The following is a 23646-nucleotide window of genomic DNA, read 5'->3' on the forward strand; positions in this document are numbered from 1 at the left end:
GGGACGGCCTGCCGCCCCGCCATCGTTCTTGCGCGAGGAGAGACACGGGATGGGACTGCACGCACAGGTGAGGACCCGGGACGGCTGGGCCCTGCCGCACGCGGTCGTCACGCTGACCGACGCCACCAGCGTCCAGGTGGCCCGGGCCACCGCCGACCAGGAGGGCACGGTCACCTGTGACACCGCGCTCGCCCCCGGCCCGTACACGGTGATCGTCACCGCCGTCGGATACGCCCCCGACGCCCGCACGGCCTTCGTCACCGCCGCCGGGCGGGCCGACGCGGGCACGGTCGTACTGGCCCGCCAGGGCGGCGCCGCCCTGCCCCCGCCCGGGTCCTGGTCCCTGGACCCGGCGCACTCGTCGGTGGCGGCCGTCGCCCAGCACCTGGGCATCTCCAGCGTGCGGGGCCGGTTCACCGACTTCGGCGGCCGGATCGACATCGCCGAGGACGTGGCCCGCTCCCGGGTGGAGGCCGTGATCGAAGCGGCCTCCGTCGACACCGGCAACGGCCTGCGCGACAAACACCTGCGCTCGCCCGACTTCCTGGACGTGGCCGTCTTCCCACGGATCACCTACGTCTCGACCGCGCTCACCCCGGCCGGCCCCGACCGCTGGACCGTGCACGGTCACCTCACACTCCACGGTGTCGTACGTGACGTGGCACTGGACCTCGCCTACCTCGGCACCGGACCGGACCCGTGGGGCGGGCTGCGGGCCGCCTTCCGCGCCACCGCCGAGCTGCGGCGTGAGGACTTCGCCCTGCACTACAACCAGGTCGTCCAGGCCGGGATCTCCGCGATCGGCACGACCCTCAAGGTCGAACTGGACATCCAGGCCGTCCAGGGAGACCTGCCCGCGCTCTGAACACGGACCGCGGGGGGCGGCGGGGGCCACGGGGGTCCGTCGCGCGCCGAGGGGCTCACTCCGGGCGGGCGGCCATCGCCTCGATGCCCTTGATGATGAGGTCGAGCGCGAACGTGAAGTCCCGTTCGCGCATCTCCTCGACGCTCAGCCGGCTCCGCTCCTCGAGCAGCCCCGCCGCGTTCGGGAAGTTCGCCTCGAACCGCGGCTGCTCGGTCATCACCTGCACGGCCTCGCGGTAGAAGTCGTCCTGACTGACGCCCGCGCTCACACACCGCTGCAAGAAGTGGCCCTCGATGGTGCCGAAGCCGTACACGAACTGGAAGACCGCCGCGAGCCCGCCCATCTGGCCGTACGGCGGCAGATCGGTGTTGGCCATCACCGCGTGGGCGCGGGCCGCGAAAGCCATCGAGTTCGGGCCGATGTTCAGATACGTGCCCGTGAGGTGCGAGGCCCAGGGGTGCCGCACGAGCATCTCCCGGTAGCCGCCGGCGAGCTCCCGGAGCTGTCCGCGCCAGTCGGCGGCCTCGGACACGTCCGGGAGCTCCACCTCACCGACCACCGCGTCGAGCGCCAGCTCCAGCAGCTCGTCCTTGGTGTCGACGTACCAGTAGACCGACATCGCGGTGACGTTCAGCTCGGCCGCGAGGCGGCGCATCGAGAACTTCCCAAGCCCGTCGGCGTCGAGCAGCCGGACCGTCGCCGCGGTGATCCGGTCCCGGTCGAGCCCGGAGGGCTGGTCGGCCTTGCGGCCCCGGGCCGCCTTGCCGTCCAGCCACACACTCGACCGCGCCGGACGCTTCGTACCGTCGGCTGCCGACACCATGGGGATCCTCCTCGCGCTACTGCCCCGATGCTATGCCGACGCCCCAGGGGCGCCGGCGCGCTCCGCCCGGCGCAGCAGCAGCGCCGCCAGCAGACCACCCGCGAGCACCGCGACCGCGCCGACCAGCTGACTCGTCTCCAGTCCTGAGGCGAACGCGTCGGAGATCCTCGCCCGCTCCGCCGGCCCGTCGGCCGCGGCGAGCGCCGCCGGCAGGGATACGGCCGCGGTGGAGACCAGCGCGGTGAACCGGGCGTTCAGCACGGCACCGAGGACGGCGACACCAAGGCCGTTGCCGAACTCGGCGAGGGTGCCGTTGATCCCCGCGCCGACGCCCGCCTTCTCCGGCGGTATGGCGCTCATGATGGCGTTGGCCATGGCGGGCATGGACAGCGCGATCCCCGCACCCATCACCACGAGCCCCAGCAGCATCCCGCCGTAGCCGTTCTGCCCCCCGAGGACGGCGATGGCGGCCAGCCCCGCCGCGACCAGCGCCATACCGATCGCGATGGTCAGCGGCGTACCGAGCTTGGGCAGCAGCCGGGCACCGACCCCCGTCAGGTTGAGGACGACGATCGTGAGCGCGAGCGGCGCCGTCCGCAGACCCGCGTCCAGCGGTCCGTACCCGAGCACGAACTGCAGATGCTGGGTGAGCAGGAACAGCGAACCGGTCATGCCGAACGCCACCAGGATCGCGCCCGCGACCGCGCCGACGAACCGCTGGTTGCGGAAGAAGTGCATGTCCAGCATGGGGTGCGCCGTACGCAGCTCCCACAGCGTGAAGGCACCGAGGACGAGCACTCCGATCGCGGCCGAGACCAGCACCTCGGCCGACGCCCAGCCGTGTTCCGGGCCGGAGATGATCGCGTACACGACGGCGGTCATACCGATCGTGGAGAGCAGCGCTCCGAGCAGGTCGGGCCGGTCACCCTGCTTGTGCTTGGACTCGGGTACGAGCGCGGCGACGGCCACCAGACCGAGCACCGCGACCGGGATGTTGATCAGGAAGATCGCGCCCCACCAGAAGTGGTCCAGCATCACACCGCCGATCAGCGGCCCGGCGGCGAAACCGAGCGAACTGACCGTGGACCACAGCGCGATGGCCTTCACCCGCTCGCTGTCGTCGAAGATCTGCACGACGACGGCGAGGGTCGTGGTCATCAGCAGCGCACCGCCGATACCCATGCCCGCGCGGGCGGCGATCAGCTGGGTGGAGGACTGCGCAAGACCGGCGGCGAGCGAACCGAGGCCGAATATCGCCAGACCGGTCATCAGCATCAGCTTGCGGCCGTAGCGGTCCGCGGCGTTTCCGGCCGTCAGCAGCAGACCGGACTGCACCAGTGAGTACGCGTTGATCATCCACTGGATGTCGGACGTCGAGGCGTCGAGCTCCTTGGTGAGGGAAGGGATCGCGACGCTGAGAACGGTGTTGTCGAGCAGCACGGTGAGCTGGGCGAGACAGATGACGCCGAGGATCAGCCAGCGCTGCGGATGGCCGCCGGTGGGGGCGGGGGTGGTGGGCTCGGCGGTCGTCGCCGTCATGCCACGCTCCTTGTACGGTGTAAGGGACTCTGCGCCGTACACCGTACAAGGACCCCCCATACGCTGTACAAGGGATTTACGCGGGCCGGGTCAGGGCATCGCCAGGCGGCCGTCAGGTCGCCGTGAGGTCGTGCAGCGCTACTCACCAGGCTTGATCAGATAACCGGCCCCACGCCGGGTGTGGATCATCGGCGACCGGCCCGCGTCGATCTTCCGCCGCAGATAGGAGATGTAGAGCTCGACCACATTGGCCTGGCCGCCGAAGTCGTACGACCACACCCGGTCCAGGATCTGCGCCTTGCTGAGCACCCGCCGCGGATTACGCATCAGATAGCGCAACAGCTCGAACTCGGTCGCCGTCAGATGGATCGACCGCCCGCCCCGCGTCACCTCATGACTGTCCTCGTCAAGCGTCAGATCCCCGACCGCCAGCAGCGACCCGGCGCGCGCCGCCGTCGCCGGCCCGGACCGCCGGATCAGCCCGCGCAGCCGCGCCACGACCTCCTCCAGGCCGAACGGCTTGGTGACATAGTCGTCGCCGCCCGCCGTGAGCCCGGCGATCCGGTCCTCGACAGCGTCCTTCGCGGTGAGGAACAGCACCGGCACGTCCGGCAGTTCACGCCGCAGCCGGCCGAGGACCGCGAGCCCGCCCATGTCCGGCAGCATCACATCCAGCACGACCGCGTCCGGCCGGAAGTCCCGCGCCGAACGCACCGCCCCGGCCCCGTCACCGGCGCTGCGCACCTCCCACCCCTCGTACCGCAGGGCCATGGAGAGCAGCTCGGCGAGCGAGGCCTCGTCGTCCACGACGAGCACCCGCACGGCGGAGCCGTCGGGCCTGAGCAGATCGGTACGCCCCTGGGGCGAGGTCGTGGTCATACGACCACGCTGGAACCGGAGGCTGAGAAGACCCTTTCCCGAGTCTGTGATTTCCCTAAGAATCCACGGGCCCGGGGGCGGGCGCGGGCGCTTCGGCGGCCGGCCCGAACAGCGCGTGGGCGTTGCCGTGACACACCCCGCGCAGCCACTCCTCCCCGAGCCCGAGCCGCTCCAGCGCCCGCAGCTGGTGCACGTACCCGTACGGAATGTTCGGGAAGTCGCTCCCCAGCAGGATCCGCCCGCCCAGCTCACGCAGCCGCCCCCGCTCCCGCACGGGGAAGGGCGCGAACCGCTCGCCGAAGTCGGTGAACGCCATCGTGGTGTCCAGCCGCACCTGCGGATACCGCTCAGCGAGAGCCAGGAAGTCCGTGTACTCCGGCATGCCCATGTGGGCGACGATCAGCCGCAGCCCCGGATACCGCGCCAGCAGCCGCCCCACCGGCCCGGGCCCCGTGTACTTCCCGGGCGCCGGCCCCGACCCGCAGTGCACGACCACCGGCACACCCGCATCGGCGAGCACCCCCCAAGCTCCGTCGAGACGGCGGTCGTTGGGGTCGTACTCCCCGACCTGGAGGTGCGACTTGAACACCCGCGCCCCGCCCTCCACCGCCTCCGTGACGTACGAGGTGGCGTCGGCGTCCGGGTAGAGGGTCGCGGTGTGCAGACAGTCGGGGGTACGGGCCGCGAAGGCGGCCGCCCAGCCGTTGAGCCAGCGCGCCATGCCGGGCTTGTGCGGGTAGAGCATCGAGGTGAAGCGCAGCACCCCGAACCCGCGCAGGATCTCGACCCGGCGGTCCTCCTCCTCGCGGTAGGTGATGGGCCACTCCATGCCGGTGAGCGGCCCGACGGCGTCGAAGTACGCCCACACCTTGTCCAGGACCCGCTCGGGCATGAAGTGGGTGTGGACATCGATCAGCCCGGGAATCCCCAGCCCGCCCCAGAACGCCCGTACCTCCTCCGCCTCACCCGCCTCGGCCCCCTCACGCGCCGCCGTCCCGTCACTCCCGCTCGAAGTCATAGCTCCGCTCCACCTTGGCGACGTGAATGCTGTAGCGCCGATACCACTCCTCCCGCCCCCGCTTCTGCGCGGCCTGATGCTCCAGGTTGCGCTGCCAGGCCGCGATGGCCTCCTCGTCACGGAAGTACCCGACGGTGATGCCGAGCCCGCCGGGCACCCGGGCCGACTCCGACCCCAGGAACCCGGGCACGTCCTTGACCAGCTCATCCATCCGCGCCGCGGTCTCCGCGTAGCCGGGGGCCTCGCCTTCGAGGTGGGAGGTGAACACCACGGTGTAGTACGGCGGTTCGAGACCGCGCACGAGATCGTCGCTCATATGGATCACCCTCGGCCGCGCCCGCACCCCCTGTCCAGCGCCGGAGGGAAAGAAATGCCCTGTCCAGCGCCGGAGGGAAGGAAATCCCAGGACCGGCCGCTAGAACAGCCCGCCCTGCACGCCGGGGGCCACTGCCTTCATCGGCACGGACACCCCGTCGCCGGCCCCGGCCGCCACCAGCCCCCATCCGGCCATCAGCCGGGTGTCGAGCACCAGCCGCCGCCCGCCCCCGGCGACGAGATGCAGATCGGGCCCCGCGGCCGCGACGAGCTCCCCGACGACGGACCCGCCGTCGACCAGCTCGGTGACCACCCCGTCCACACCCGTCACCGCGTCCAGACCGAACACCCCGGCATGATCGACGACACCCGGCTCCAGGACCTCCAGCGTCTCCGCCCACCCGGACAACCCGACCGCCCGCCGGTACAGCTCCTCGACCTCCCGCCGCCGCTCCCCGGGCCCGGGCAGCACGGCCCGTACGGCCCGCTTACGCGCGTACGGAATCCGGTCCGGCACCCCGAGCGCATGCCGCAACAGCTCCTCGGTCCGCCGCGCCGCCATCAACGGCCCCCGCCCCAGCCAGCCGAACACCACGGCCCCCTGCTCCAGCAGCCGCGCCGCCCCGCGCTCCTCGGCCGTGATCCCGACCTTGACCATGCCGGGCCCGAACCACGCCAGATACACCCGGTACGTCCGCGGATCATCGACCAGCGTGTCCGCCGCCACGGACCGCGACCGATCCAGCCGCGCACACTCCTCACACTGCCCGCCGGTACTCCGCCCCCCGACGACAGCCCCCAGGGGACACCCCTGCCCCCGCACCCCGAGACACACCCGCTCCCCGACACCCCGGAACGCGACGACCTGCCCGTAGTCCAGCCGGGACCCCCGCCCCCCTTCCCACTGCAACACAGGCGCACCCCCACCCCACCTGAGCCCCCGACACCCCCACACTCCACGTCCCACCCGACCAGCCTCCCACTCACCCCAACGCAAGAGGCCCCCGGATTTCTCCGGGGGCCTCTCAGGCTGTGCACTCGGCAGGATTCGAACCTGCAACCTTCTGATCCGTAGTCAGATGCTCTATCCGTTAAGCTACGAGTGCTTGTGCTTCCCGGCGTTTTCTTGCCGGTCGGCGTTGCGGGAACAACATTACATGACCTGCGCCGTGACGCGAAATCCATTCCCCAAACCGCCTCTGACCTGCGGAAACGTCATCCTGGGTGCATCTGAGGCCTAGACCGGGGAACCGTCCGGGGCACAGCGCGTGCCCCGAAAGAGCGACGCGACACGACCCCGGAACGACCGAAGCCCCGGCCGTGGGGCCGGGGCTTCGGTGATCATGCGCGGAGGCGGAGGGATTTGAACCCTCGATGGGCTTTAAGACCCAAACCGCATTAGCAGTGCGGCGCCATAGACCGGACTAGGCGACGCCTCCAGCACACCCGCGCGGGCGCGAGTGTTGCGTGCAGATGATGACACAGCCGGGTGGGGTGCCACCAATCGCACCCCACGGTACTAGGCACCCCGCCCGCAGGGCAAAGACCATTCCCCCGCCCCGGCCCACCCCACCACGCTCCCCCACCTGGCCCCCTCGGCCCCACCCCGCCGGAGGCGGTCGGCTTGCGCAACGCACGGGCGTGCGGAGCGTTAGACGTGACGGAGTTCCGGGCGCCCTCCCCGGAGCCGTACCACCGGCACCACACGTATCCACTCCGCTCCACTCCGCCCCCGGGAGTTCGCATGCTGCGCCGCCTCGTCCTCACCACCGCCGGATCCCTCGCCGCCCTCGCCCTCACCCCCTCCACGGCATCCGCACTGCCCCTGCCACCCCTGCTGACCCCGCAGGAGGACTCGCTCACCGTGACCGTCTCCAGGACCGGGTACGCGAACGCCGACGGAACGTTCGAGCTGACCTGCGGCACCACCCCCGAGGGGAACCACCCCGCCGCCAACGCCGCCTGCGCACGCCTCGACGAGCTCGCCCAGCAGAACGAAGACCCCTTCGCCCCCCTGCCGCAGGACCAGATGTGCACCCAGATGTACGGCGGACCCGCCACCGCCCACATCACCGGCACCTGGCAGGGACGGACCATCGACGCCCACTTCAGCCGCGCCGACGGCTGCGAGGTCGACCGCTGGGAGAACCTCCAGCCCGTCCTGCCCATCCTCAGCCGCTGAACCACCGCCGCCCCACCGCCGAACCACCACCGGGCCCGGCCACGCCTCCAGCAGGGCGCCGGGCCCCTCATACGCGCAGGTCACGTGCCCAAGGCGTGCGCCGCGTGCACACAACCTTGGTGAGAGCTCCCCCTCATCCACCGCCGCACGCCCCCACCCTGCCCTTAGACTCCTTCAGTGACAGGCTGCGGCCCGAGGGGCAAGATGGGGCCGGCCGTCCGCAAGATGCAGTAGGTCAGGGAGGAAGCGTCGTCGTGAGCAGCAGGCCATCCCGAGGCGCTGCTCGCCTCGCAGCCATACTCGACGCCCTCCCCGACGGGCTCGTCCTCGTCAACTGCAACGGCACGGTCGTCAACGCCAACACCATCGCCCTCGGCATGTTCGAGACCCCCGGCACCGCACTCGTCGGCCGCGGACTGCTCGACCTCCTCCCCGGCTTCGACTCCCGCCTCATCCCCGGCTCCATGCGCCGCCCCGAAGCCGCCGACGACCGCGGCCGCACCAAACCCACCCGCATGGTCGCCCGCCGCACGGACGGCAGCGAATTCCCCGTCGAGGTCACCAGCGCCAACCTCGAGGACGGCCGCGAGGCCTACGACTCGTACAGCGCCTACACCGGCGACGAACTGCTCATGCTGGTCGTACGGGACCTTTCCGGCACCGTCGACACCGAAGCCGAACTCGCCCGCTCCCAGCGCCAGACCGAGATGATCCTGCGCGCCGCCTCCGAAGGCGTCGTCGGCACCGACACCGACGGCCGCGTCGTCCTCGTCAACCCCGCCGCCGCCCAGATCCTCGGCTACCGCGCCAGCGACCTCGGCGGCCAGGCCCTGCACCAGCTGATCCTCCACACCCGCGCGGACGGCGAGACCTTCCCGTACGAGGAGTCCCCCCTCGCGGACACCCTCAAGTCCGGCCGCAAGCACCGCGTACGCAACCAGATCCTGTGGGCCAAGAACGGCTCCCCGGTCTCCGTCGACCTCACCACCGCCCCCGTACGCGACGGCGACCAGCTCGTCGGCGCCGTCATGACCTTCACCGACCGGCGCCCCTACGAGGAACAGGCCGAGAAGCACGCCGCCGAACTCGCCGCCCTCACCGAACGCCACGAGGCCGAACTCGCCGACAAGAGCGAACGCCACAGCGCCGAACGGGAACAGCAGGCCGAAGCCCACGCCGCCCTCACCGCCCGCCACGAACAGCTCACCGCCGTCCTCGGCGAATCGCTGCGCGGCCCCCTGGAGGAGCTGCGCACCCAGCTCAGCACCCTCGCCGCCGACGACGCCGGCCAGCTCTGGCCCGAGGCCAACCAGGTCCTCCACCACCTCGCCGCCGGCTACGCCCGAATGACCACCCTCGTCGACAACGTCCTCGGCTACCAGCGCCTCGACTCCGGCGCCGAGGAACTCCACAAGAACCCCACCCTCCTCGACGCCGTCGTCAGCGCCGGCATCGAAGGCGCCGTCGAGCTGATCGGGCCCGGCCGCGCGCAGTTCGCCGTACACGCCCCGCCCATCGAGGCGGAGGTCGACGCGGGACGGCTCTCGACCGCACTCGCCCACCTCGTCGCGGACGTCGCGGGCGTCGACTCCACCGGCAAGGCCAAGCTCCTGCCGGGCGGCGGATACGCCGACTCCACGATCGTCGTCGCCGCCGCCCAGCGCGGCGACGTCGTACGGATCGAGGTCCGCGGCCCGTACGCGGGCGGAGACCCCGTCCACGAACCGATCGTGCGCGGCATCGTCACGGCCCACGGCGGCGTCCTCCAGACGCACGAGGTGCCCGGCATGAACGGCAGCGCGTACGTCCTGGAGGTGCCGCTCGGCAGCGGCGCCGGAACCGTCACGCCGCCCCCCGCCCCCGCCCTGCCCGCCCAGCAGACCGGCCCCGGAGCCGACCCCGGCTCCGGCTCCGCTGCTGGGGATCAGGCGGCGAACGGTGGCACGAGCGGAGGCGGCACGGTCGGGGGTACGAGCGCAGGCGTCACCGTCGGCGGTGGGCGCCGTCGCGCCCGGCGCGCCTCCACCGACGCCTTCCTGGAGCCCGCCGTCGCCCCGGAGGGCGGCAGCGAACCCACCGGCCGACGCCGCGGCCGTACGGCCGACGCCGCGCCCCCCGCACCCGAACTCATCCCCGCCCAGAACACCGGCGCCCCGGCCACCGAACCCACCGGCCGCCGCCGAGGCCGCCCCAGCCCCGCCGAAGACGCCCCCCGCCCCGCCGCCGAAGGCTCCGTCGTCACCGCGGCCGAAGGCGCCCAGGGACGGGCCGCACTCGGCGAGACCGTGCCCCCGCAGGGCGTACCCACCGACGCCGTACCCCCCACCGGCCGCCGCGCCCGCCGCCCCGAACCCCAGGGCGGCGCCCTGCCCGCGCTCCCCGCCGCGGCCACCCCTCCGCAGACCGAGGACCCGCAGGCCCAGGCCCAGCCCACCGGCCGCCGCGCCCGACGCGCCCTCGGCACCGCCGGACCCGCGGCCGCCTCCCCGGCACCGGCCGAGGCGCCGCGCAGCCCGTTCGCACTGCCGCCCGCCGCCGCCGACCGCGCCCCCCAGGCACCGGGCGACGACGAAGGCCGCCACGACGCCGTACGCACCGCGCCGGACGCCGACCACACCCCGCCGCAGCCGCACCCGCTGCCCACCCCAACCGGACGCCGCCGCGCCCGTACGGACGCCCCCGCACCCGAGTGGGCCGAGAACGGCACCTCCGGCGGCGGCCTCGCCGCCCTCACCCAGGAGCCGCAGGCACCCCAGGCAGCACCCCAGGCACCCGCGGCGCAGGAGGCCCCCAGCGAGACGCGCGCGGCGACCGGCTCCGTACCGCTGCCTCCCGCGCTGCCCAACCCCCTGCCGAATCCCCTGCCGCCCCTCGCCCCGCCCGCCCCCGCGGCGTCGACGGGCAGCCCGGCCGCACAGCCCCTGCCGCCCGTACAGCCCCAGCCCGCCCCGGCACCGGCTCCTGCCCCCGCTCCGGCTCCGGCTCCGGCTCCGGCGGCGTCCCCGCAGCGGCCCCAGCCGCCACAGGCGCCCCAGCCGCAGCCCCTGCCCGCGGAGAACCCGGCACCACCCACCGGCGACGCCACCTCCACCCAGGGCCGCGCCTTCAGCGTCCGTACGCTCGGACAGGGCGTCCCCTTCGCCCAGCAGCTCGCGCCCCAACCGCCGCTGCCGGGACAGCAGCAGACCACGCCCGTCGGCCGACGGCGCAAGCTCGCGGCACCCCCCGAGGGCGAGCGCCCCACGCCCCCGGACACCACCGCGCGCCCCCACCCCCAGCCGGCCACCCCGCCGCAGCCCCTGCTCTCCACGCCGCCCGAGGGCCGCGCCTACGCCATAGGGGCACCGGACGAGGACGGCCCCGAGGGCCCCGAGCCGCTGGACGGCCCCGGCGGCGCGGTCGAGGTCACCAACAAGCCGCAGCCGCTGCCCGTCGACGACGAACTGCCCCCGGAGCCGCTGGACAACCCCCGCCGCCTCCTCGTGTGGCCCGCCCCGGACGTCGCCACCCAGCAGGCCCTCAGCGACCGCGGCTACCGACCTGTGATCGTGCACTCCCGCGAAGAGGTCGACGCCCAGATCGCCGCGTTCCCGGCGGCCCTGTTCGTCGACCCGCTGACCGGGCCCATCACCCGTACCGCGCTCCAGTCACTGCGCCAGGCGGCGGTCGCCGCCGAGGTCCCCGTACTGCTCGCCGCCGGCCTCGGACAGGCCACCCGCGAGGCGGCGTACGGCGCCGACCCCGCCGTACTCCTCAAGGCCCTGGCCCCGCGCGACAGCGAACAGCACCCCTCCCGGGTCCTGCTCATCGAGGAACACGACGACATCGCCACCGCGCTGACGGCGACCCTCGAACGGCGCGGCATGCAGGTCGCCCGCGCCGGGGCCGACACGGACGCGGTGACCCTCGCCCAGCAGATGCGGCCGAACCTCGTCGTGATGGATCTGATGCAGGTACGCCGCCGACGTGCCGGAATCATCGACTGGCTGCGCGCCAACGGGCAGTTGAACCGCACGCCGCTCGTCGTCTACACCTCGGCCGGTCTCAACGAGGCGGAGCTGCCGAAGCTGTCGTCGGGCGAGACGGTGCTGTTCCTCGCGGAACGCTCGACGAGCGCGGAGGTCCAGTCCCGGATCGTGGATCTGCTGGCCAAGATCGGTACCAACTGATGGTTGTCAGTCGTCAGTCGTCATCCATTCCTCGGCGGACGGATGACGACTGACGGATCACCGCTGACAGTTCACAGCTGACAGATCACGGCTGACAGATGACAGCGAACGTCACCGGATCTCGGTGACCTCCAGCTCGCCGTCCGCGTACTGCTTGCGGATCACCTTCTTGTCGAACTTCCCCACGCTGGTCTTCGGCACCGCCTGCACGATCGCCCAGCGCTCCGGCAGCTGCCACTTGGCGATCGATTCGCCGAGGAAGGCCTTCAGATCGGCGTAGTCCGCCGTCGCGCCGTCCTTGAGGACGACGGTGGCGAGCGGGCGCTCGCCCCACTTCTCGTCGGGCACGGCGACCACCGCGGCCTCGGCGACCTCGGGGTGGGCCATCAGAGCGTTTTCCAGCTCGACGCTGGAGATCCATTCACCGCCGGACTTGATGACGTCCTTGGCCCGGTCCGTGAGGGTGAGAAAGCCGTCCGGGCTGATGACGCCGACGTCGCCCGTCTTCAGCCAGCCGTCCTCGCTGAACTTGTCGGCCGGCCGGAGCGGCTCGCCCGAGGCCCCGCCGTAGTACGCACCCGCGATCCACGGACCGCGGACTTCCAGCTCGCCCGCCGACTCGCCGTCCCAGGGGAGGTGTTCGCCGCCGGGGCCGACCAGGCGGGGCTCCACACCGGCCGGGAAGCGGCCCTGGGTGATGCGGTAGGGCCACTCCTCCTCGGAGGTGAGGCCGCCCGGCGGGTTGGCCATCGTGCCGAGGGGAGACGTCTCCGTCATGCCCCAGGCGTGGCAGAGGCGGACGCCCAGCTTGTCGTAGGCCTCCATGAGGGAGGGCGGGCAGGCCGCGCCGCCGATGGTGACGCTGGCCATCGAGGACAGGTCGCGGGGGTTGGCGGTGACCTCGGCGAGCAGGCCCTGCCAGATGGTGGGGACGGCCGCGGCGTGGGTGGGCCTCTCGCGCTCGATCATGTCGGCGAGCGGGGCGGGCTGCAGGAAGCGGTCGGGCATCAGCATGTTGATGCCGGCCATGAACGTGGCGTGCGGCAGTCCCCAGGCGTTGACATGGAACTGCGGCACGACGATCAGGCTCGTGTCCTTGTCGGTCAGGCCCATCGACTGGGCCATGTTGACCTGCATGGAGTGCAGGTAGATCGAGCGGTGGGAGTAGACGACGCCCTTGGGGTCGCCGGTGGTGCCGGAGGTGTAACACATGGCCGCGGCCTGGCGTTCGTCCAGCTCGGGCCAGTCGTAGCTGGTCGGGCGGCCGGCGAGCAGCTCCTCGTACTCGTGCACGCGGGGCGTGACACCGTCGAGCGCCGAGCGGTCGCCGGGGCCGGAGACCACGATGTGCTCGATGGTGGGCAGATGGGGGAGGAGGGGCGCGAGCAGCGGCAGCAGCGAGCCGTTGACGATGACGACCTTGTCGGCGGCGTGGTTGACGATCCAGACCAGCTGCTCGGCGGGGAGCCGCAGATTGAGGGTGTGCAGGATGGCACCCATCGAGGGAATCGCGAAGTACGCCTCGACATGGTCCGCGTTGTTCCACATGAGGGTGGCGACCCGGTCGTCGGCGACTACTCCGAGCTCGTCGCGCAGGGCGTTGGCGAGCTGGGTGGCCCGGGCCCCGGACTCCGCGAAGGTGCGGCGGTGCGGCTCCGCCTCGCCGGTCCATGTGGTGATCTGAGAGTCCCCGTGGATGGTCATCCCGTGGTGCAGGATGCGGGTCACAGTCAGTGGTACGTCCTGCATGGTGCTCAGCACGGCGTCCTCCCGGTGGGCGCTGCGTTGCGACAAGGGTGTGGTGATTCTGCGCGCGTACCAGGTGGTATGTCACTACCCGAGAGTAGATTTGCCTACGAAAACTAGCGCTGATCACCTCCATGGTCAGTGCACTGATCATTCCGGTGCATCTGTTACCGGCGGTCACCGATGGCGCGTCCGAGCCGGTGGACGGTCATCGCACCGGCGAGAGCTCCGGGTCCTCGCGGAGCTTGCCGAGCGCCCGGGACACCGCGCTCTTGACCGTGCCGACGGACACGCCGAGCACCTCCGCCGTCTGCGCCTCGCTGAGGTCCTCGTAATACCTGAGGACGACCATCGCCCGCTGCCGGTCCGGGAGCTTCATCACCGCACGCCACATCGCATCGTGCAGCGCCTGCTCCTCGGCGGGGTCCGGCTCGGGCAGCCCCTGCGGCTCGGGCAGCTCGTCGCAGACGAACTCGTCGACCTTCCGCTTGCGCCACTGCGAGGTCCGGGTGTTGACCAGCGCCCGCCGGACGTAGCCGTCCAGCGCCCGGTGGTCCTCGATCCGCTCCCAGGCCACGTAGGTCTTGGCGAGCGCGGTCTGCAGGAGATCCTCGGCGTCGCACGGGTTCGCGGTCAGCGAGCGAGCGGTACGCAGGAGCACGGGCCCCCGCGCCCGTACGTACGACGAGAACGACGGGTACGACGGGAATCCGGTGGCTACGGTGGCGGCCTGGTTGGCGCCGATGCAGACGGCAGTGGTCATACCTCCAAGCTAGGAGCGCCCACTACCTCCGGGGATCGGCCCCAGGTCCCGAACCCGACTCCGCCTCAGGTTGTAGGGATGGGGCTCTCCCCACCTCCTGTAGGTGGAGGAAGGCTCGGGGTTCTCGGGGTCGTATACGGCTCGCGTCTCAGCCGTCGGCGGCCAGGATCAGCCCGGAGGTGGGGACTCCGGTGCCGGCTGTGACCAGCGTCCTGGCCGCGCCGGGTATCTGGTTCACCGATGTGCCGCGGACTTGCCGGACGGCCTCGGCGATTCCGTTCATCCCATGCACATAGGCCTCGCCGAGCTGTCCGCCGTGGGTGTTGAGCGGCAGGGCGTCGGCCTCGACGAAGCCGGCCGCCTCGCCCGGTGCGCAGAACCCGAACTCCTCCAGCTGCATCAGCACGAACGGGGTGAAGTGGTCGTAGAGGATGCCCACATCGATGTCGGCCGGGGCCAGTCCCGAGTTCCGCCAGAGCTGCCGGGCGACCACGCCCATCTCGGGGAGGCCGGTGAGCCCGTCGCGGTAGAAGCTGGTCATCGCCTCCTGGCGGCGCCCGGCGCCCTGGGCGGCGGCGGCGATCAGGGCGGGTGGCTGCCTCAGGTCGCGGGCCCGCTCGGGGGTGGTGACGACGATCGCCTGGCCGCCGTCCGTCTCCTGGCAACAGTCGAGGAGCCGCAGGGGTTCGACGATCCACCGCGAGGCGGCGTGATCGGCGAGCGTGATCGGCTTCCCGTGGAAGTAGGCGGCCGGGTTGGTGGCCGCGTGGCGGCGGTCGGTGACGGCGACATGCCCGAAGACCTCAGGGGTCAGCCCGTACGTGTGCAGATACCGCTGAGCGGCCATGGCCACCCAGGAGGCCGGGGTGAGCAGCCCGAACGGCAGCTGCCAGCCGAGCGCGGCGCCCTCCGCCGACGGCTCGCGCCGCTGGACCCCGGAGCCGAAGCGCCGGCCGGAGCGCTCGTTGAAGGCGCGGTAGCAGACGACGACTTCCGCCACGCCGGTCGCCACGGCGAGCGCCGCCTGCTGGACGGTGGCGCAGGCGGCTCCGCCGCCGTAGTGGATACGGGAGAAGAAGGACAGCTCCCCGATACCGGCGGCCTGGGCGACGGTGATCTCGGGGCTGGTGTCCATGGTGAAGGTGACCATGCCGTCGACGTCGGAGGGGGTGAGCCCGGCGTCGTCGAGGGCGGCGTGCACGGCTTCGACGGCGAGCTTGAGTTCGCTGCGCCCGGAGTCCTTGGTGAAGGCAGTGGCGCCGATGCCGGCGATGGCGGCCCGGCCGCCGAGGGAGTCGCGGTGGCGGACGCTCATGAGCCCGCCTCCTCGGGCAGGGTGACGGTGACGATGCCGGTGACGTGGTGCCCGAGGCCGTTGGCACCGACGACGCGGACCTGGACGCTTGCTCCGCCGAGGTCGGTGACCGTGCCGGTCAGGGTCATCGTGTCGCCGGGGTAGTTGGGCGCGCCGAGCCGGATGGCGACCTTGCGCAGGACGGCCTCGGGGCCGAAGTGGTCGGTGACGTAGCGGCCGACCAGGCCGTTGGTGGTGAGGATGTTCATGAAGATGTCCGGGGACCCCTTCTGCCGGGCCAGCTCGGCGTCGTGGTGCACGTCCTGGTAGTCGCGGGAGGCGATGGCTCCGGCGACGATCAGCGTGCGGGTGATCGGGATCTCCAGGGGTGGCAGTCGGTCGCCGACTCTCATCGGTCTTCTCCCTTCGCGATCGCGTCGCCGAGCTCTGCGAGGAGTTCGGTGGCGTGGCCGAGGTGGGCGTCGAGCTGGCGTCCCCACAGGAAGTGCCGGTGGACGGGGTGGTCGAGGTCGGCCCCGAGGCCGCCGTGGAGGTGCTGGCCCGTGTGGACGACGCGGGTGCCCGCTTCGGAGGCCCACCAGGCGGTGGTGAGCGCCGCCTCCGCGCAGGGCAGCCCTTCGTCGTACCGCCAGGCGGCCTCGTAGGCGGTGACGCGGATGGCTTCGGTGTCCATGTGGGCGTCGGCGGCCCGGAGCAGGACGCCCTGGTGGGTGGAGAGCGGGCGTCCGAACTGTTCGCGGGTGGTGGTGTGGGCGACGGCGTGGGCGAGTGAGCCGGCGCAGACTCCGGCCTGGAGGCCGGCGAACGCGATGCGCGCGGCGGTGAACACGTCCTGGTAGGCGTGGCCGGATCCCGGACGTTCGGATCCCACGCGTTCGGCTTGGGCGCCGTCGAGAACGAGCCGTCCCGCCGACCACGGGGCGGTCAGCTCGACCGGCTCGACGGTGGCGTCCTCGGTCCGTACGAGCCACAGGGTGTGGTCCTGGTCGGGGACGAGGACGTGGGTGGCGTCACGCAGCCAGGGCACCCAGTCGGCCGTGCCGGTCAGCCGGGCGGTCCTCGCCCGGGTGCCCGCCGCGCTGCCGGTGCCGGCGGGCACCGCTCTGATGGCGGGTCGTGCGGGGAACGCCCCGGTCGCCACAGCCGAGCCGTCGCGCAGGGCGGGGAGCAGCCGCTCGCGCTGTCCGTCCGTGCCGTGCCGGGTGAGGGCGAGGATTCCGTACACGCAGCTGGCCGCGAAGGGCACCTGCGCGGTCGTCCGGCCCTGCTCCTCCAGGAGGAGGACCAGCCCGAGGAGTCCGGTGGCTTCCACGGCCTCGACGAGTCCGGCCCCGCACAGTGCCTTCCACAGTTCGGTGTCGCTGCCGGTCCCCGCGGCCTTGAGACGTTCGTGGGTGGACAGGTCGGTGAAGATCCGCGCGGCCAGCCGCTGGGCCGCGGTCTGTTCCTCCGTGGGTGTGAAGTCCATGGTCAGCCCTCGCCTCCCCGGAAGACGGGCAGCTCCAACTCGGCGTCCACCCGGAGGAATTCCAGCTGGACGGGCATCCCGATGCGGACCTTGTCGTACGGCACGCCGACGACGTTGCTGATCATCCGCACGCCTTCGGCGAGCTCGATCAGGGCCACCGCGTAGGGCGGGTCGAAGGCGGGGAAGGGCGGGTGGTGCATGACCACGTACGAGTAGACGGTGCCGGCGCCGCGGGCCTCGACCGTGTCCCACTCCTGGGAGCCGCAGTCGCTGCACCCCGGCAGCCAGGGGAGGCGCAGCGCCCCGCAGCCGCCGCAGCGCTGGATCAGCAGACGGTGCCGGCCGACGCCCTCCCAGAATCCGGCGTTGTCGCGGTTGATCACCGGCCGGGGGCGGGTGCCCTTCGGTTCCCGGGCGACGGGCGCGTACTTGAGGATCCGGAAGCGGTGCGTCCCGGCGAGCTGTCCGTCGGCCCTGATGTCCATCCGGGTCGTGACGAAGTGGCCGGTGCCGAGCTTGGTCGTCTTGCGCGGCGAGACCGATTCGATCACCGCGTCGAAGGTGATCCGGTCGCCGGGCCGCAGCGGCCGCAGATACTCCTGCTCGCAGTCGGTGGCGACCACCGAGGTGTATCCGGCGCCGTCGAGCAGGGCGGACAGCTCGTCGTACGCCCCCGAGCGGTCCGTGTGGCCGGACAGGCCCCCCATGGTCCACGCCTGGAGCATCGTCGGCGGGGCGACGGCCTCCGGTCCGGCGTACGCCGGGTTCGTGTCCCCCATGGCCTCGCACCAGTGCCTGATCATGGGTGTGTTGACAAAGTCCTTGCCGACGCCCGAGGTGGCGGCCGGCCGCCCCTCGTACGTCTTCAGCTGTTCGTAGAGCTCCGTCACCGCCGCCCCCTCTTCACGGTCTTCGCGCTCTTCGCGCTCTTCATGGTTTTCGCGCTCTGCATGCCGAGTCGCATCGTCGCGACGATCTCCCGCTGCACCTCGCTCACCCCGCCCCCGAAGGTGTTGATCTGCGCGGCGCGGTTCATCCGCTCGAGCTCGCCGTCCCCGGCCGTGCCTTCACCGAGCGCACCTGGCGATCCGGCCCTGACGAGCGCCCCGTCCCCCGCGATCTCCTGACATATTCGATACACCGCGACCGCCGATTCGGTTCCCGCGAACTTCACGCCGCTCGCTTCGCCGGGGTCGGGCCCGCCGGCGCCCGAGGCTCCCACGAGACGCCAGTTGAGCAGGCGTGTCGCCGCCAGCCGTGCGTGTGCCTCGGCGGCCCGGATCCGCACCCACGGCTCGTCAATGCGCCGCCTCCCCGTCACCGGATCGGGGGTACGGGCCCAGGAGAGCGCCGACGCGTAGAAGTCCTCGGCCTGCATGCCGATCGCGGCCAGCGCCACCCGTTCGTGGTTGAGCTGGTTGGTGATGAGCCCCCAGCCGCCGTTCTCCTCGCCGACGAGGTTCCCCGCGGGGACGCGGACGGCGTCGTAGTACGTCGCGGTGGTCATCAGCCCGCCGACGGTGTGGATCGGCGTCCAGGAGAAGCCGGGTGCGTCGGTGGGCACGAGCACGATGGAGATGCCCCGGTGCTTGGGGGCGTCCGGGTCGGTGCGGCAGGCGAGCCAGATCCAGTCGGCGTTGTGGGCGTTGGAGGTGAAGACCTTCTGTCCGTCGATCAGCCAGTCGCCGCCGTCGCGTACGGCGCGGGTGCGCAGCGCCGCGAGGTCCGTGCCGGCCTCGGGCTCGCTGTAGCCGATGGCGAAGACGGTCTCGCCCCGCAGGATCCGGGGGAGGAAGTACGCCTTCTGTTCCTCGGTGCCGTATGCCATGAGGGTGGGGCCGACGGTGTTGAGGGTGACCATGGAGACGGGTGCGCCCGCGCGGTAGGCCTCGTCGAAGAAGACGAACTGTTCGTCGGCGCCCCTGCCCTGCCCGCCGTACTCCTTGGGCCAGCCGAGGCCGAGCAGGCCGTCGGCGCCGATCTGGCGCAGCAGTCGGCGCTGCTCGGCCGTGTCGTCGGCGGGCGGTGGCCCGTCCGGCAGGAGAGCGCGGAAGTAGGCGCGGAGTTCGGAGCGCAGCCGTAGCTGCCGTTCGGTCGGGGCGAGGTGCACGGCGGGGCCTCTCGGACGGACCAGTCAAGATTTCTGACTGTCCGTCAGAAATGGCGACGGAGTCAAGAGGCGCGGCACCGGGGTAAGGCGGCAGGGAGGGCGGTCCGGCCCGGCGGCAAAGAGGAACGGCCTGTGCGCCGATGCCGAAGCACCGCCGCACAGGCCGTTGCGCACCCCACAGACATGCCCCCCGTCGGGCCGGTCCTTACCAGAGGTTCGCGAAGGTCACGACGGCGTTGTCCTGGTCGATCGCCGTGAAACCGGAACCGTTCACGCTGGCCGTGTTGGCCTGGTTGGAGGCGCCGGCACCACTGGCCACCTGCTGGGTGGTGGTCGAGTTGCCGTTGTTGTCGTTACCGACTCCGCTGCCCACGATCGATGCCACGGTCGCGTTCGATCCGTCGTCCGCGAGAGCGCCGTTGTCGGCCTGGGCGACCCCCGCGAAGAGAGCGGCGGTCAGCGGGAGAGCGGCGACAGCGGCGATGACGCGGGCGGCACGGATGCTTGCCATGTTTGTTCCTCCAGGAACGGTAAGGAAGTACGGCTTGTTCCAAGGCGGTTGGCCGACCGCCTCGGTCGAGTTCACGACGTCGCGAGTCCAGAGTTGCCCAACGAATCCCCGGCGAACCACCCCCGAGTACCCGATTCCCCCTCAAGCGTGAGAACAAGTCGATAAACCCCCTTTACGGCGCCGAACCCGCAGCTCAGCGCGTTTCGGCCAAGGAAACGGGCCACTACAAGAGGTGAAGCGTTTCGGCACATTTCCAGCCAATCTTTCCCTCTTCCCATCTTCGAACAGTTGTACGAAGATGGAGCCATGGCCACTCACGACCGGCACATCGCCACCCTGGCCCTCGCCCACGCGCTCTCCGCCGCCGAGCGCGGGCTCCCCGTCATCCCCCTGTCCCCGACCAAGCTCCCCGCCCTGCCCTCACCGCACCGCGACGATCCCGAGCCGTTCGCCTGCCGGGGCGAATGCGGCCGCCCGGGCCACGGCGTCCACGACGCCACCACCGACCCCGCCGCCGTACGGTCCCTGTTCGCCGCCGCGCCCTGGGCCACCGGCTACGGCATCGCCTGCGGCCGGCCCCCGCACCACCTCATCGGCATCGACCTCGACACCAAGTCCTCCACGGACTCCCTGGCGGCCCTCCAGCACCTGGCGCTGCGGCATCTGTTCACACTGCCGCCCACGGTCACGGTCCTCACCCCCAGCGGCGGCCGCCACCTCTGGCTGACCGGCCCGCCCGACACCGTCGTCCCGAACTCCGCGAGCCGCCTGGCCCCCGGAATCGACGTCCGCGGCGCCGGGGGCTACCTCGTCGGCCCCGGCTCCGTCACCGCCCACGGCGCGTACCGCCTCCTCCACGGCACCGCCGACCTCCCCCCGGCACCCTGCCCCCGCGCGCTGCTCCGACTGATCGCTCCCCCCGCGCGCCCGCACCACCCCGCGTCCCCACACCCGCCCCAAGGACAGGGTCTGATCCACTTCGTCCTGGCGGCACACGAGGGCCAGCGCAACACCCGCCTGTTCTGGGCGGCCTGCCGCGCCTACGAGAACGGCATCGGCGACACCCTCGCCCCCGCCCTCACCACGGCCGCCCTCCGCACCGGCCTCACCGAACGCGAGGCCCGCGCCACGATCGCCTCGGCGGCCCGCATGTCGGCCCGCGCATGGCCCACAGGGGTCGCCTGAACTACCCACCACGGCACGGCCGGAACCACGAAAAAGGGGCGCCCCTTGTCAGGAGCACCCCTTACGACCAGCACTCATGCTGATCGGTACGCGGTGGGTGTGGGATTTGAACCCACGGTGACTCGCGCCACGACGGTTTTCAAGACCGTTCCCTTAGGCCGCTCGGGCAACCCACCCCGCCCCACCCCTGTCGGGGCGACGCGAGGACAGCCTATCCGGTCATGTGGTGGGTGGTCAGCTGTCGCCCTTGCGCTGGCCCAGGGTGACGTCGACCGTGGATTCCTTGCCGCCGCGCTCGTAGGTCAGCTTGACCGTGTCGCCCGGCTTGTGGGTCCAGATCTCGCTGATCAGGGTCGGGCCGCTGTCGATCTGCTTGTCGCCGAAGCGGACGATGACGTCGCCCGGCTTCAGACCCGCCTTCGCCGCAGGGCCGTCGGCCGGGACCGCCGGTGTGCCGCCCGCGCCCTGGTCGGCGATGGTGGCGCCGGCGCCCTTGTCGGTCATGTTCACCGTCGCGCCGATGACCGGGTACACCGGCTGGCCCGTCTTGATCAGCTGTTCGGCGACGTTCTTCGCCTGGTTCACCGGGATCGCGAAGCCCAGGCCGATCGAGCCCGCCTGCGACTGGCCGAAGCCGTTGCCCGCCGACTGGATCGCGGAGTTGATGCCGATGACCGCACCGCGCGCGTTGAGCAGCGGACCGCCGGAGTTGCCCGGGTTGATCGAGGCGTCGGTCTGCAGGGCGCTCATGTACGAGTTCTTGGCGCCGGAGCCGTCACCGGAGGCGACCGGACGGTTCTTGGCGCTGATGATGCCGGTGGTGACCGTGTTGGACAGACCGAAGGGGGCGCCGATCGCGATCGTCGCGTCGCCGACGGCCACCTTGTCGGAGTCGCCGAGCGGCAGCGGGGTCAGACCGGCCGGTGCCTTCTTCAGCTTCAGCACGGCTACGTCGTAGCCCTGGGCCCGGCCGATGACCTCCGCGTCGTACGTCTTGCCGTTGGAGAAGGTCGCCGAGAGCGTGCCGCCCTCCGCCGCCGAGGCCACCACGTGGTTGTTGGTGAGGATGTGGCCTTCCTTGTCGTAGACGAAGCCGGTGCCGGTGCCCGTACCGCCCTCGCCCTCGCCGTCAGCGCCGCCGGACTTCGCCTTGATCGTGACCACGCTCGGCAGCGCCTGGTTGGCCACGCCCGCGACCGTGCCGGGGTCGCGCTTGAAGTCGGCCGGAGAGTCTCCGGAGGAGACCGTGGTCGACCGGATCGCGTTGTCGCCGCGCTCGGCGGCCCAGTAGCCGATGCCGCCGCCGACGCCGCCCGCGACCAGCGCGGCCGCGAGAACCGCCGCGACCAGCCCGCCGCGGCGCCGCGGGGACGAGGGAGCGGCCGCCGGAACGGGCGCGCCCCAGGCGGGGCCCCCGGCGCCACCGGCGGCGTACGCGGGCTGTGCGGGCGGGGGAGGCGGCCACCCCTCGCCCCCCTGCTGGGTGTGCGGAGCCGGGGGCGTCACCGGCAGCGGCGCCGTCGCGGGCTCCTCGGCCCCGGAAGACGCCACCGGCCCGGCGGACTCCGCGGACTCGACCGGAGCCGTCGGCGCGGAGGGAGGCGTCGGGGGGACGGCGGGGGCGGCAGGGATGGGAGGTGTAGGCGGTGCGGACGGGGCAGTCGGGTCCGCCGGAACCGCCGTGCCCTCGTTCTCGGTGCTCACAGCTCTCTCTCCTCAGTTCACTGCACAGGTCGTCGCACTGGTCGTCGCGACTGCTCGTCGCGCTGGTCGGTCGCGCAGGTCGTCCACGACGGACAGTGACGACGGAAGTCTCGTCTGCGGTCAGCTTTTCCCACTGGCCGTCAGGCCACTGTAAGCGGGAGCTGTGCGCCCGGACCTCATTCCTTATATCCGACAGAACGGACACCTCCGTAGGGGTGTCCCACCCGCCAATGGCACCATGACGCGGTGACCCACGCACGGCAGCACACGATTCAAGTCGTCGCCCACCGAGGCGCGTCCGAGGACGCGCCGGAACACACCCTTGCCGCGTACATGAAAGCGATCGAGGACGGCGCCGACGCCCTCGAGTGCGATGTGCGCCTCACGGCCGACGGTCACCTCGTCTGTGTCCACGACCGCCGCGTCAACCGTACGTCCAACGGCCGCGGAGCCGTCTCCGCGCTGGAGCTCGCCGATCTCGCCGCGCTGGACTTCGGCACCTGGAAGGGGCGCGAGGACTCCAGCGAGAGCCCCGACTGGGGAAACCCGGAGCTCACCTCCGTACTGACCCTGGAGCGGCTCCTGGAGCTGGTGGCCGATGCCGGCCGCCGGATCGAGCTGGCCATCGAGACCAAGCATCCGACCCGCTGGGCCGGTCAGGTGGAGGAGAAGCTGCTCCAGCAGCTGAAGCGGTTCAATCTCGCCGACCCCGCGCCGGGCACCTCGCCGGTACGCGTCATGAGCTTCTCCGCCCGGTCGCTGCACCGGATCGCGGCCGCCTCGCCCACGCTCCCTACGGTCTACCTCGCCCAGTTCGTCACCCCGAGGCTGCGCGACGGGAGGCTGCCCGCCGGTGCCCGGATCGCCGGTCCGTCGATCCGGATCGTCCGCCACCACCCCGCGCTGATCCTCCGCCTCCAACAGGCCGGCCACCAGGTCCATGTATGGACCGTCGACGACCCGGAAGACGTGGAGCTCTGTTCCCGTCTCGGCGTCGAGGCGATCATCACCAACCGGCCCAAGCAGGTGCTGACCCAGCTGGGACGCCTATAAC

At 71.8% G+C, this 23646-nt stretch carries 20 protein-coding genes and 3 tRNA genes; 5 read left to right on the top strand and 18 right to left on the bottom strand.

The features are described from left to right. Positions 1-49 precede the first annotated feature (49 nt). The gene (locus ACZ7LT_RS14925; protein ID WP_471236447.1) at positions 50-865 is read left to right on the top strand and encodes a YceI family protein; all 816 of its coding nucleotides are present in this window, start codon (positions 50-52) and stop codon (positions 863-865) included. Positions 866-920: 55 nt separating this feature from the next. On the opposite strand, the gene ACZ7LT_RS14930 is transcribed toward ACZ7LT_RS14925, so the two are convergent. The 8 genes from ACZ7LT_RS14930 to ACZ7LT_RS14965 form a co-directional block, all read right to left on the bottom strand. Beyond that, complete coding sequence (locus ACZ7LT_RS14930) at positions 921-1688, bottom strand: TetR/AcrR family transcriptional regulator (protein ID WP_471236448.1); 768 nt, start codon at positions 1686-1688, stop codon at positions 921-923. 30 nt (positions 1689-1718) lie between these two features. Beyond that, positions 1719-3227 carry an MFS transporter gene (locus ACZ7LT_RS14935; protein WP_471236449.1) on the bottom strand — a complete coding sequence of 503 codons (1509 nt, stop codon included), beginning with the start codon at positions 3225-3227 and terminating at the stop codon, positions 1719-1721. 138 nt (positions 3228-3365) lie between these two features. Continuing rightward, positions 3366-4106: a response regulator transcription factor gene (locus tag ACZ7LT_RS14940; RefSeq protein WP_471236450.1), complete on the bottom strand. Its 741-nt coding sequence runs from the start codon at positions 4104-4106 to the stop codon at positions 3366-3368. Between the two features lie 55 nt (positions 4107-4161). Beyond that, the gene (locus ACZ7LT_RS14945; RefSeq protein WP_471236451.1) at positions 4162-5124 is read right to left on the bottom strand and encodes an amidohydrolase family protein; all 963 of its coding nucleotides are present in this window, start codon (positions 5122-5124) and stop codon (positions 4162-4164) included. After that, positions 5105-5440: an antibiotic biosynthesis monooxygenase family protein gene (locus ACZ7LT_RS14950; protein ID WP_471236452.1), complete on the bottom strand. Its 336-nt coding sequence runs from the start codon at positions 5438-5440 to the stop codon at positions 5105-5107. The genes ACZ7LT_RS14945 and ACZ7LT_RS14950 overlap by 20 nt, the downstream gene beginning before the upstream one ends. 99 nt (positions 5441-5539) lie before the next feature. Next, the gene (locus tag ACZ7LT_RS14955; RefSeq protein WP_471236453.1) at positions 5540-6352 is read right to left on the bottom strand and encodes a DUF2797 domain-containing protein; all 813 of its coding nucleotides are present in this window, start codon (positions 6350-6352) and stop codon (positions 5540-5542) included. 120 nt (positions 6353-6472) lie between these two features. Further along, a tRNA-Arg gene (locus tag ACZ7LT_RS14960) sits at positions 6473-6545 on the bottom strand. 242 nt (positions 6546-6787) lie between these two features. Next, positions 6788-6878, bottom strand: a tRNA-Ser gene (locus ACZ7LT_RS14965). 305 nt (positions 6879-7183) lie between these two features. Here ACZ7LT_RS14965 and ACZ7LT_RS14970 point away from each other — a divergent pair. Both ACZ7LT_RS14970 and ACZ7LT_RS14975 read left to right on the top strand, forming a co-directional pair. Then, entirely contained in the window at positions 7184-7621 is a 438-nt protein-coding gene (locus ACZ7LT_RS14970; protein ID WP_471236454.1) for an SSI family serine proteinase inhibitor, read from the top strand. 254 nt (positions 7622-7875) lie between these two features. Then, a complete protein-coding gene (locus ACZ7LT_RS14975) occupies positions 7876-11790 on the top strand; it encodes a response regulator (RefSeq protein ID WP_471236455.1) in 3915 nt (1304 codons plus the stop codon). Positions 11791-11901: 111 nt separating this feature from the next. On the opposite strand, the gene ACZ7LT_RS14980 is transcribed toward ACZ7LT_RS14975, so the two are convergent. The 8 genes from ACZ7LT_RS14980 to ACZ7LT_RS15015 all read right to left on the bottom strand — a co-directional run bounded on the left by ACZ7LT_RS14980 (position 11902) and on the right by ACZ7LT_RS15015 (position 19703). After that, entirely contained in the window at positions 11902-13551 is a 1650-nt protein-coding gene (locus ACZ7LT_RS14980; protein ID WP_471236973.1) for a long-chain fatty acid--CoA ligase, read from the bottom strand. Positions 13552-13744: 193 nt separating this feature from the next. Next, entirely contained in the window at positions 13745-14299 is a 555-nt protein-coding gene (locus ACZ7LT_RS14985; RefSeq protein ID WP_471236456.1) for a SigE family RNA polymerase sigma factor, read from the bottom strand. Between the two features lie 148 nt (positions 14300-14447). Then, the gene (locus tag ACZ7LT_RS14990; RefSeq protein WP_471236457.1) at positions 14448-15614 is read right to left on the bottom strand and encodes a lipid-transfer protein; all 1167 of its coding nucleotides are present in this window, start codon (positions 15612-15614) and stop codon (positions 14448-14450) included. Next, positions 15611-16006 carry a MaoC family dehydratase gene (locus ACZ7LT_RS14995; protein ID WP_471236458.1) on the bottom strand — a complete coding sequence of 132 codons (396 nt, stop codon included), beginning with the start codon at positions 16004-16006 and terminating at the stop codon, positions 15611-15613. The genes ACZ7LT_RS14990 and ACZ7LT_RS14995 overlap by 4 nt, the downstream gene beginning before the upstream one ends. Then, positions 16003-17082, bottom strand: a complete 1080-nt coding sequence (locus tag ACZ7LT_RS15000) for an acyl-CoA dehydrogenase family protein (protein WP_471236459.1) — start codon at positions 17080-17082, stop codon at positions 16003-16005. Before ACZ7LT_RS15000 ends, ACZ7LT_RS14995 begins: the two co-directional genes overlap by 4 nt. 2 nt (positions 17083-17084) lie before the next feature. Next, on the bottom strand, positions 17085-17972 hold the full coding sequence (locus ACZ7LT_RS15005; RefSeq protein WP_471236460.1) for a bifunctional MaoC family dehydratase N-terminal/OB-fold nucleic acid binding domain-containing protein: 888 nt from the start codon (positions 17970-17972) through the stop codon (positions 17085-17087). Continuing rightward, positions 17969-19192, bottom strand: coding sequence for an acyl-CoA dehydrogenase family protein (locus ACZ7LT_RS15010; RefSeq protein ID WP_471236461.1), 1224 nt, complete (start codon positions 19190-19192; stop codon positions 17969-17971). The genes ACZ7LT_RS15005 and ACZ7LT_RS15010 overlap by 4 nt, the downstream gene beginning before the upstream one ends. A gap of 205 nt (positions 19193-19397) precedes the next feature. Next, entirely contained in the window at positions 19398-19703 is a 306-nt protein-coding gene (locus tag ACZ7LT_RS15015; protein ID WP_471236462.1) for a hypothetical protein, read from the bottom strand. Between the two features lie 306 nt (positions 19704-20009). On the opposite strand from ACZ7LT_RS15015, the gene ACZ7LT_RS15020 reads away from it, so the two are divergent. Continuing rightward, positions 20010-20888 (top strand): bifunctional DNA primase/polymerase, encoded by an 879-nt coding sequence (locus ACZ7LT_RS15020; protein ID WP_471236463.1) that lies wholly within the window; start codon positions 20010-20012, stop codon positions 20886-20888. 91 nt (positions 20889-20979) lie between these two features. Here the strand turns inward: ACZ7LT_RS15020 and ACZ7LT_RS15025 are convergent. Then, positions 20980-21064, bottom strand: a tRNA-Ser gene (locus ACZ7LT_RS15025). 58 nt (positions 21065-21122) lie between these two features. Continuing rightward, a complete protein-coding gene (locus tag ACZ7LT_RS15030; protein ID WP_471236464.1) occupies positions 21123-22592 on the bottom strand; it encodes a S1C family serine protease in 1470 nt (489 codons plus the stop codon). Between the two features lie 246 nt (positions 22593-22838). On the opposite strand from ACZ7LT_RS15030, the gene ACZ7LT_RS15035 reads away from it, so the two are divergent. Continuing rightward, entirely contained in the window at positions 22839-23645 is an 807-nt protein-coding gene (locus tag ACZ7LT_RS15035; RefSeq protein ID WP_471236465.1) for a glycerophosphodiester phosphodiesterase, read from the top strand. Position 23646 lies beyond the last annotated feature (1 nt).

The sequence above is a fragment of the Streptomyces sp. NPDC039465 genome (assembly GCF_055639315.1).